At 62.8% G+C, this 9,231-nt stretch carries 11 protein-coding genes and 1 rRNA gene; 6 read left to right on the forward strand and 6 right to left on the reverse strand.

Annotated elements, in window-relative coordinates:
- The first annotated feature begins 226 nt into the window (after positions 1–226).
- The 3 genes from CHB65_RS04130 (at position 227) to CHB65_RS04140 (ending at position 2,055) form a co-directional block, all read left to right on the forward strand.
- Positions 227–1,213, forward strand: coding sequence for a transcription initiation factor IIB (locus CHB65_RS04130; protein WP_089383792.1), 987 nt, complete (start codon positions 227–229; stop codon positions 1,211–1,213).
- Between the two features lie 97 nt (positions 1,214–1,310).
- Positions 1,311–1,490 (forward strand): DUF7836 family putative zinc-binding protein, encoded by a 180-nt coding sequence (locus CHB65_RS04135; protein ID WP_089383793.1) that lies wholly within the window; start codon positions 1,311–1,313, stop codon positions 1,488–1,490.
- A gap of 331 nt (positions 1,491–1,821) precedes the next feature.
- Complete coding sequence (locus CHB65_RS04140; RefSeq protein ID WP_089383794.1) at positions 1,822–2,055, forward strand: UPF0058 family protein; 234 nt, start codon at positions 1,822–1,824, stop codon at positions 2,053–2,055.
- Positions 2,056–2,172: 117 nt separating this feature from the next.
- Here the strand turns inward: CHB65_RS04140 and CHB65_RS04145 are convergent, their stop codons facing one another.
- Together CHB65_RS04145 and CHB65_RS04150 are read right to left on the reverse strand one after the other, a co-directional pair.
- Positions 2,173–2,592: a DUF555 domain-containing protein gene (locus CHB65_RS04145; RefSeq protein ID WP_089383795.1), complete on the reverse strand. Its 420-nt coding sequence runs from the start codon at positions 2,590–2,592 to the stop codon at positions 2,173–2,175.
- Between the two features lie 100 nt (positions 2,593–2,692).
- On the reverse strand, positions 2,693–3,619 hold the full coding sequence (locus CHB65_RS04150) for a DNA-3-methyladenine glycosylase family protein (protein WP_089383796.1): 927 nt from the start codon (positions 3,617–3,619) through the stop codon (positions 2,693–2,695).
- A gap of 108 nt (positions 3,620–3,727) precedes the next feature.
- Here CHB65_RS04150 and CHB65_RS04155 point away from each other — a divergent pair, with 108 nt between their 5' ends.
- A complete protein-coding gene (locus tag CHB65_RS04155; RefSeq protein ID WP_089383797.1) occupies positions 3,728–4,222 on the forward strand; it encodes an SRPBCC family protein in 495 nt (164 codons plus the stop codon).
- A 106-nt stretch (positions 4,223–4,328) separates the two neighbouring features.
- A complete protein-coding gene (locus CHB65_RS04160) occupies positions 4,329–4,808 on the forward strand; it encodes a VOC family protein (protein WP_089383798.1) in 480 nt (159 codons plus the stop codon).
- A gap of 60 nt (positions 4,809–4,868) precedes the next feature.
- Here CHB65_RS04160 and CHB65_RS04165 read toward each other — a convergent pair whose 3' ends face one another.
- Both CHB65_RS04165 and CHB65_RS04170 read right to left on the reverse strand, forming a co-directional pair.
- Positions 4,869–6,494 (reverse strand): sensor histidine kinase, encoded by a 1,626-nt coding sequence (locus CHB65_RS04165; protein ID WP_245809895.1) that lies wholly within the window; start codon positions 6,492–6,494, stop codon positions 4,869–4,871.
- 154 nt (positions 6,495–6,648) lie between these two features.
- Positions 6,649–7,536 (reverse strand): DMT family transporter, encoded by an 888-nt coding sequence (locus CHB65_RS04170; RefSeq protein ID WP_089383799.1) that lies wholly within the window; start codon positions 7,534–7,536, stop codon positions 6,649–6,651.
- A gap of 162 nt (positions 7,537–7,698) precedes the next feature.
- Between CHB65_RS04170 and CHB65_RS04175 the strand changes: the two genes are divergently transcribed.
- Positions 7,699–8,001, forward strand: a complete 303-nt coding sequence (locus CHB65_RS04175) for a hypothetical protein (RefSeq protein ID WP_089383800.1) — start codon at positions 7,699–7,701, stop codon at positions 7,999–8,001.
- 14 nt (positions 8,002–8,015) lie between these two features.
- On the opposite strand, the gene CHB65_RS04180 is transcribed toward CHB65_RS04175, so the two are convergent.
- Positions 8,016–8,888: a hypothetical protein gene (locus CHB65_RS04180; protein WP_089383801.1), complete on the reverse strand. Its 873-nt coding sequence runs from the start codon at positions 8,886–8,888 to the stop codon at positions 8,016–8,018.
- 247 nt (positions 8,889–9,135) lie between these two features.
- Positions 9,136–9,231, reverse strand: a 5S ribosomal RNA gene (rrf, locus tag CHB65_RS04185); the annotation flags it as partial.

A 9,231-nucleotide genomic window follows, 5' to 3' on the forward strand; every position in this document is an offset into this window, starting at 1 on the left:
TTATATATCCTTGAATGAACCCGTTTCGGGGTTATTTCGGTCTCGGATCCATCATGCTATTAATTCCCATTCACCGCCGGAGAATGGCCTGAAGACACGATCATGGTATATGCGCTGCTTCTAAAAAATACAAATTTTTATATACGTTGGGAAATAACTGTTAGTTAACGAGTCGAGCGTTAACGGCCTCGCATTTTTCGCCGTGACGTCGAATCGGAGACCACCCATGACAGAGACACGCATCAGGAGTTACGACGGAAGCACGGAACGGCATCGATCGACGGACGCGATCGAGGAGACGACGGAAACACAACAGGTCACGACGTGTCCGGAATGTGACGGCCGGCTCGCGACCGACACCGAACACGGCGAGACGGTCTGTACGGAGTGCGGGCTCGTCGTCGAGGAGAACGGGATCGACCGCGGGCCGGAGTGGCGCGCGTTCGACTCCGCCGAACGGGACTCGAAGAGCCGCGTCGGCGCCCCGACGACCAATATGATGCACGACAAGGGGCTCTCGACGAACATCGGCTGGCAGAACAAGGACGGCTACGGCAAGTCGCTGTCGACGCGGCAACGCCGACAGATGCAGCGGCTTCGCACGTGGAACGAGCGGTTCCGCACCCGCGACTCGAAGGAGCGCAACCTCAAGCAGGCGCTCGGCGAGATCGACCGCATGGCGAGCGCGCTCGGGCTTCCCGAGACGGTTCGGGAGACGGCCTCCGTGATCTATCGACGCGCGCTGAGTGAGAACCTCCTTCCGGGACGTTCCATCGAAGGCGTCGCCACCGCCGCGCTGTACGCTGCCGCCCGCCAGGCCCGAAATCCGCGGAGCCTCGATGAGTTCACCGCGGTTTCGCGAGTGGACAAAATGGAGCTCACCCGAACCTACCGGTACATCATCCGGGAGCTCAAACTGGAGGTCCAGCCGGCGGACCCGGAGAGCTACGTGGCGCGGTTTATCTCCCGGCTCGAGCTGAACGAGGAGGTCGATCGCCTCGCACGGGAGCTCCTCTCGACGGCGAAAGACGAGGGGATCACGAGCGGGAAATCCCCGGTCGGGCTCGCGGCGTCGGCCGTGTACGCCGCCGCGTTGCTGTCGAACCAGAAGGTGACACAGAGCCAGGTGTCAGCGGTTGCGGACATCTCGGAGGTCACCATCCGGAATCGGTATAAAGAGCTTCTCGAGGCGAACGGTCAACTCGAGGGCTGAGAGAGTCGCCGATGGGGAACGCCCGGGAGGTTCCCCATCGTCATGGGTGAGAAACACTCGCACACGTTTTTATCCATCCAGTGCGTATAGGTACGGTATGGTCGAGGCATTTATTCGACTGGTCTGTCCCGAGTGTCGGAAAGGCTGGCAGGACAACCCCGCGGACCTCCCGGCGTTGCGCACGAACTTCAACTGTCCCTCGTGTCATGCGACGCGGCGACTGACCGAATTTATGCGAACCGAGCGTGACCTCGAGGCGGTAAAACAGTTTCAGTGACCGCAGTCGGTGACTGCGGCGAGATCCCTTCGACCCTGATCGGTTCGTGATCCGGACCGCGCGTGATGAAGGGGCCACACGTGGGGTCCACACGATCGGAGTCGTATGATCGAGGATCGGCCACCGAAAAACGCAGGAGGCAGCGCGAGCAGCTTTTGATCAAGTGTCCATGTACTGTCGTGCATCCGCCGGCCGGCTGCGTACCGTATTGATCCCGATCGTTAACGTAGAAATACCGGCTAGACCCGCTGAAACCCTATTTTCCGGTAGGTGCGTGTTAACGCGACTCAGGATAATAATATAAGCCTTCGGTAGCAAGGGATGGATGCTTATGAAAAAGCAGGAGCTCATTCACCTTCACGGCCTCCTCGCTGAAGTACGAAAACAGTGCGAGTTTTGGGGAGAGGACCTCGACCTCGATTCGTACCAGGAACTTGGCGTGAAGCCCACATCGATCCACAAATCGAAGACCGACCACAAAGCCGCAGTGTTCGAACTCACAAAGGGGATCACCGCACCGATGGAGGAACCGAAATCCGAACCGCTGGCTGCGACCGCCGACTAATACTTCGATCGCGTTATCGTTGTCCACAACCAGCCAGTGGCTACGCTCACGTTCGCGTTACGCAGTCCCGTCCTATCGACCAGCGTCACCCTCGGGCGATCCGTCCGTGAATGTCGCCTATCCGTTCCCGGTCGGCCCGCCCACTCCGTCGGCTTCACCGTCCGTCACCTCGCCATCCGCTTCGTTCTCGCCATCCGCTTCCTCGTTGATCTCGATGACGTCGAGCACCTTCAGGGGAATATTGCGGAGGCGCTGTCCGATCTCCTTGCGAGCGATCCGGCTCGCGTGTTCCGGTCGGTCGACGTTGAAGACGTCCATCTCGAGTTCAAGGGCCACGAGCGCCTCGTCGGCCGCGATGAAGGCGGGCGGGAGCTCTTCGCCGCTCGGGGACTGACGGCTTCCCATCTCGATCTCCACGTAGTTGAGGTCCGGATTCAACATTCCGCCCGTCTTCGAGATGGCGATCCGCACCGCCTCGTCGGTGGTCTCGACGTCATACACCGGGACGGCGGCCTCCACGACGACTCGGCAGTTCATTGTGCCATCATCTACCGCACGGGCGAGTATGAACCTTCTCCCGGACGGTCGGTTCCCGTTCGGCCGAGCGAACAGGATCCCCGTGTCCGGGCGGTTCCGCTCACTCCCCGCCCGCCCGGAGATAATAAAACACGTACGTCTGTGCGTATCCGGCATATTCGCCGCCGAACCGCTCCCGTATCGCACGGGACGTCTCGGCGTAGGATCCCCGTTCGCAGTCGGGATAGTACTCCTCGATGGTCGTCCGGATCCACGTATCGAGCGGGACCGCCTGCAGGAAGCCCAGCGAGAAGAGCAACACGCAGTCGGCGACCTTCTCGCCGACGCCGACGAACCGCGTGAGCGACTCCCGAGCCTCCTCATACGGGAGGTCGGCCGCCTCGTGTGGATGGGCCTCACCGCCGACGACCATCTCCGCGGTGCGACGGACGTACGGCGCACGATATCCGAGCGAGAGGTCACGGAGCTCCGCCTCCGTCCGCGCGGCGAGTTGCTCCGGATTCGGAAAGGCGTGATACTTCCGGCCGTCGAGTTCGAGCACGTCACCGTACGTCTCCCGAAGCCGCCGCTGCATCCCGTGGATCCGCGCGACGCGCATCTGGGCGGAACAGATGAACGATATGAGGCACGGAAACACTGGGTCTCGGGTCAGCCGCATCCCCTCATATCTCTCGTACGCGCGCGACAGAAGCGGCAGATCCGGCGTCGATCCGAGGATCGCATCGAGGTCGTCATCCAGCCGCAACAGGTGGGTCAAAAGCGGAACGGCATCGGTCGATGCCTCCCACTCAAGCCTCCCATCGTGGACGTCGCCGATCTGTCGGACCCGAACCACGACCCGTTCATCGGTGAGCCCCGGGATCGGGTCGACGACGGTCTCATACCACTCCTGCCCGCCGTATGCGTGAAGCGAGTCGTATGTGCCGCCGTCGGCCCGGTTCCACAGGTAGCTCTGGCCGCTCTCGACGGTCGCCTGCAGGTCGAAGGGACCGACCAGATCGGCGATCTCGATCGCACCTCGTTCCATTGGATAAGGGTGTGGGCGCCGATCGTATTCGGGTTTCGGTGTGCTCCGAAGCGCCCGTGAACGGTCGCGGTCTGAAGGACTTTTCACCGGCGCGGTCATACCTATCCCATGGCAACATACCGCCGGGAGACGCGGGTACCGGCGCCCATCGAGAAGGTCTGGGAGTTTCACGCGACGATCGACGGGCTTCGCGCGCTCACGCCTGCGTGGATGAACCTCCGAATCGACGCCATCGAGGGGCCCGACGGCGCTCCCGCCCCCGACGAGCTCCGGAAGGGGTCGCGGATCCGGATGTCGATGCGGCCGTTCGGGATCGGCCCGCGACAACGCTGGGAGTCACGGATCATCGAGCGTGAGCCCGACGGCGGCCCCGTCGAAGGGAGCGCCTACTTCGTCGACGACATGGTCGGCGGTCCCTTCCGACGCTGGGTGCATACACACTCGTTTTATGCCGACGGCGGCGAGACGCGCCTCGTCGATACGGTCGAGTACCGCCTCCCGTTCGGGCCGTTCGGGGACGCGACAGCACCGTTTGCCAAGGTCGGGTTCGAGGGAATGTTCCGCGACCGCCATCGGCGGACCCGGGAGCGGTTCAGCCACTGAGGGGACAATCCCCGGTACCGGAGTTCCGTGTCGGCCGAAACCGGCAGCGAGACACGGACGTGTATCCCGGAGTAAACTTCAGGGATCATGCGGCCCACGGATCGGCATGGACCCCGACGTCGTCGACGTGGATCACATCGCCTTTCGGGTGACCGACCTCGAGGAAGCGCTCGCGTTCTATCACGACCTCCTCGGGCTGCCGATCCGGGACCGTGAGCGATACGACGCGGGGGACGTTCCCTTCGTCGCGCTCGCGGCCGGCGGCCGTCACCTCCATCTCGTCCCCACGGACGACCCGACGATCGATGGAGCTAGCGGGGACGAGGCTGCGAGTATCAGCACGACCGGGGACGAAAGCCCGAGCGATGGGGACGTGCCGCTCGGCGGCGACCATCTCTGTCTCCTGATCCGCTCCGAGGAAATGGATGGGTATGACCAATTGTGCGACCTCCTCTCGAGGATCGAAGCCGCGGGCTACGACGTCGATCCGGATGAACCGAAGAAACGATACGGTGCGTATGGGCGTGACTGGGCGGCGTACGTCCGTGATCCGGATGGACGCCGTGTCGAACTCAAAATACACTGATCGGTAGCTCGTGATCCGCAAGTCGGCGCGTCCTCACGCCCCACCTACCGCCCCGCGTCGCTACGCCTCATGCACTGCTCGGTCCGCCGGAGGGCGCACCTCACGTCCCGCGAACTCGAACTCGAAGATCGCACCGCCATCCGAGTCGACCTCCACGGTCCAGCCATGACCCTCCGCGACGCGAGCCACGATGGCGAGGCCGATACCGGAGCTACCGGCCGTCGAGAACCCGGACTCGAAGACCGACTCGCGCACGTCGGATGGGATGCCGGGGCCGTCGTCGGCGACATACATCCCGATCACCTGCCCATCGGACACCCGCGGACCGACCTCGACGGTTACCCCGTGACCGCCGTGATCGATCGAATTTCGAAAGAGGTTCTCGAAGAGCTGTCTGAGTCGACTCGGATCCGCCTCGATGTGTCCGAGCCCCTCCACGACAGCAAGGGTCGCCCGCGGTGTCCTGACTGAATGCCACGCGTCCTCGGCGATGGCCCGCACCGGAACGGGTTCCGTTTCACCGATCGCATCGCCACGTCGTGCGAGCATGAGGAGGTCGTCGATGAGTGTCTCCATCCGACGTAAAGCGTCATCGGTCGGCCGATAGTGCTCGGGAGCGAGATCATCAGCCGCGAGGTCGAGATAGCCGGCCATGACGTTGAGCGGGTTTCGCAGGTCATGCGAGACGACCGTGCTGAACTGTTCGAGCCGCTCGGCCTGCTGTCTGAGTTCACGTCGACGCTCGTTTCGGGCGAGCATGTGCGCGATCAGGTCCGCAAGCGTACGGTACAGGTCGACCTCGGCGTCAGCCCACGTTCTCGGCGTTTCGACCTCGAAGACGACGACACCGACGAGCTCCCACTCGCTGACGAGCGGAACGTGTACCGAGGAGAGCGGTCCATCCACGTCCGAATCGCCCTTCTCCGTAGAAATGTCCCCGGAGACGACGTTCTCGAAGCGTGCGAGCCGCTCCGGTGACGGAAACGACTCAAACGCCCGGGGATCCGGCCGCAGTGGCTCCGCTGCCCACGCGAAGGCCGGGTTGAACATCCCATCTACGTCCCGATATACCACGATACGATCCAGATCCGCGCTCGTCCCGACGTTTTCCAAGGTCCACTCGACCTTGGTCGCCACCTCGTCGGTCTCCGCGCCCATCAGTGTCGTCGCCGCGTCCAGCACGACGGTCCGGAGCGACTCGACCGCAATGGGCGGGAGTCGGCGATTCGTGCGATCCATCGCGTTCCGAAGCGCTTCCCGAAGCGGGTCCTCGTCGGCCGACCCCGTGTGCGGACCGAACACGTCGTCAGCACCGTGCAGAAACGCCTCACGATACCGCTCGGGGGTGCGTGAACGAGCGATGGCGAGTGTCGGCGTCGCGTGCAGCTCGTGCGGGAACCGATCGAGTGGGATGTCATCGAGCGAGTCGGCCGGAGCAACGACCGCGAAAACGTCCCCATCCAGCGCCCGTGGATCGAAGCCGTCGCTGTCGGCCGCCCCTGTGGAGAACCCTCCATCGACTTCCTGGAACGTCGCTTGGCAACGCTCCGTCGTGCTCCCGCCGGTGAACGGGACCGGTTCGACGGATGAGGACGGGACCCCTTCCAACGTCTCCAGTACCTCATGAACCCGGTGAGTGACCGATCGGTCGTTTCCAAAGACGATAATAATCGCCCGTCGGCACATATCGGTCACAGTCCGGCAGCGCTATTTATTCTTGAGCCCAAAATATCAATGCTGAGATGTTGTTGGCGACATGGCGGCGGCGTCGGACCAAACCCACAAAGGCACCGATCCCACTGTTCAGGAAACCGTACGCAGCAACGATATCGAAAGGGAGTCATCCGCCGGCATCGGTCGTCGTCAAATAAATACCCGTCAGGACGATGATTCCGCCGAACACGGTGTACACCGTGGGGAACTCGTTCAATAACATCAGCGCGAGGATCGTGGCTCCGACCGGTTCGCCGAGCAACGACACGGAGACGACGCTGGATTCGAGATGTGCCAGGGCCCAGTTGATGACCGTGTGCCCGAACAACCCCGGGCCGACTGCCAGTCCGACGAAGATCGCCCATTCGCGTGCCGGATAGTCGATGAGGGAGTGGCCCTCCACGCTCACGAGCGCGAGCAACGTGAGCGTACAGACGCCGTAGACGATGACCACGTATGGGACGAGCGCGACCCGTTGGCGTAACGACCGCCCGGCGAGCACGTATCCGGCCGCCATCACGGCCCCGATCAGCGCAAGGGCGTTGCCGTACAGCGGGCGGGGACCCACGAGCACGCCGCCGAGGAGGTCACCGAGGGACATCGCCGCCATGCCCGTGACGGCGACGACGATCCCGAGGACCATCCGACGGGTGACCCGTTCGCGCAGAAGCAACCACGCGCCGACGGCGACGAACACCGGCTGCGCCTGAACGAGCGTCGTGCTGGCCGCCACGCTCGTCCACTCCAGGCTCTCGAACCACGTGGCAAAATGCAACGCGAGCGCGATCCCTGCAAGGGTTGCAAACGCCAAATCACGGACCGTGATCCGGCGGAAGTGATCGCGATATCGCCAGCCGGCGATCGGGAGCAGGGGGAGCGTGGTGAACAACACGCGATAAAACGCCGCCACCGAACTCGGGGCGTTGCTCCATCGAACCAGTATCGCTCCCGCGCTCACGGCGATAACTGCCGTAACGAGGCCAGCGATCGGGGGGACACGGGGTTCCGTCACCACGAACTCGTTACCCCCCCTGTCGCTTACCCCTTTCGGCGCCGGACAAAGCGGATTCACACGACGCGGATGCCCCGCAGCCATCAGGCCGCCTCGACGGAGTCGCAACGATGAAGACGCAACGACGACGATGAACATAAACGAAGTGCGGTCGAACGACCGGACATGTCCGCGAACACCTTCGGCGTGAGCATCCACGTCACCGAAGAGGAGTTTCAGCTCCTCGTCCATGTTCCCTCGGAGATCGACGCTGGATGGACCGATCCCGAAGCGTTTCAGTCGCTCGTCGCGGACGTCCTCTGGGAGCGGCTCGACCGACGGGCCGTCTTTGAGACGATCGCTACGGAACATGATGTCGGAGACACCGTCACCCTTGGGACCGTTACGCTCACTCCGGATGGTACCGTCGCTGACTACACGTTCGCCCCACGATTCGAGGAGGCGACGAGCTCACCGAACCGGCACTGACAGCCGCGCGACGATCACTGTTCGATGTCGAGACGGTCGGTTGCGACGCCGAAAGCGAGACCGACCATCGTGAGGGCGGCGCGATCGTATGTGGTGAGATCATACCGTGTCGACCCAACGGTGTCACCCCACGTCCGTATTACCGAGAGCGAGGCGAGCCCGGACAGCGCCATCCCAAGGGTCCGGGATGTCGTGTTCGGATCCGAAAGACAACTGTGTACCTGTTTGGCCTGCGGATAGTTGCGGTCGCAGGCTTCGATCCCGCATCCGGCCTCGATCCAGTGTTGCCGCACGTACCCAAACGTGGTCGGATCGTTCCGCCGCAACCGTTCTACGGCTTCGATCGGTCCAACGTCGGGCATCCGCACGGTGGTGCTCACGTCGATGAGGCGATCGAGGACCACACCGTCTATCGATCCCGGCGTACAGCCGATGACGAGGGAGCCTCCGGCCGACGCGACCCGCTCGACCATCGCTTCCAAAAAGGCGAGACACGCCGACCGGTCCATCCGTGTGGACGTGATATCATCGATAAACACCGTTGGCGCGACGTCATCGGCCGTGTTGAGAAACTCCTCAACCGCCGCGATCACCGGCGTCGACGAGTCGGGTTCACCTAGAAGGGTGTACGCGATCCGTGGACTCGAGAGCACGTGTGTGGTCTGTGCCCCCGATGACGAGACGCTCCGGGTCGTCTCCCCCGCAACGACTACCCCTTCGTGTACCGGCGAGCGATCCGTTCCCCGCCATCCGCGCCGCCACGCATCCAGATCCGTATCGAAAAGCACGGACACGGCGTACTGTGGAAAGACCCCGCTCCGAAGTGGGCGGGCCTCAGAGCCAACGAGACGCAAACTGATCGTCCCGGCCTCCGGAGGAGCACTCATTATTACATCATGCCGTATAGAAATATAATAAGTACTCCGGTGAGGTAATCACGACTGATATCGACCGGATCCCACGCGATGGGTCCCGAACACACGTCCACCGACAAACACCGTCGACGTCCCGCCGTATCGAAACCGGAGTTCGTTCTTCGCATTCGATATCCGAGGTCGCACGTACGCGCTTGCGATGTCACTCGCCAACGCGAACGAACCTGTCGCTCGGTGGATAATGAATGTGGTATGAATGACGAGGCGGCGAACTGCACGTCCCAGAGGATCTCTCACTCCAGTACCATCCAGTACGCTGGTGAGCTTAACTTCCGTGTTCGGGATGGGTACGGGT

The sequence above is a fragment of the Halorubrum vacuolatum genome (assembly GCF_900188065.1).
In the GTDB taxonomy this organism is placed as follows: domain Archaea; phylum Halobacteriota; class Halobacteria; order Halobacteriales; family Haloferacaceae; genus Halorubrum; species Halorubrum vacuolatum.

Bases quoted from the DNA above. Each gene is read 5' to 3' on its own strand.
- CHB65_RS04165 (WP_245809895.1), bottom strand. From the start codon at position 6,494: ATGTGCCGACGGGCGATTATTATCGTCTTTGGAAACGACCGATCGGTC.
- CHB65_RS04135 (WP_089383793.1), top strand. From the start codon at position 1,311: ATGGTCGAGGCATTTATTCGACTGGTCTGTCCCGAGTGTCGGAAAGGC.
- CHB65_RS04155 (WP_089383797.1), top strand. From the start codon at position 3,728: ATGGCAACATACCGCCGGGAGACGCGGGTACCGGCGCCCATCGAGAAG.
- CHB65_RS04130 (WP_089383792.1), top strand. From the start codon at position 227: ATGACAGAGACACGCATCAGGAGTTACGACGGAAGCACGGAACGGCAT.
- CHB65_RS04140 (WP_089383794.1), top strand. From the start codon at position 1,822: ATGAAAAAGCAGGAGCTCATTCACCTTCACGGCCTCCTCGCTGAAGTA.
- CHB65_RS04175 (WP_089383800.1), top strand. From the start codon at position 7,699: ATGTCCGCGAACACCTTCGGCGTGAGCATCCACGTCACCGAAGAGGAG.
- CHB65_RS04145 (WP_089383795.1), bottom strand. From the start codon at position 2,592: ATGAACTGCCGAGTCGTCGTGGAGGCCGCCGTCCCGGTGTATGACGTC.
- CHB65_RS04180 (WP_089383801.1), bottom strand. From the start codon at position 8,888: ATGAGTGCTCCTCCGGAGGCCGGGACGATCAGTTTGCGTCTCGTTGGC.
- CHB65_RS04150 (WP_089383796.1), bottom strand. From the start codon at position 3,619: ATGGAACGAGGTGCGATCGAGATCGCCGATCTGGTCGGTCCCTTCGAC.
- CHB65_RS04160 (WP_089383798.1), top strand. From the start codon at position 4,329: ATGGACCCCGACGTCGTCGACGTGGATCACATCGCCTTTCGGGTGACC.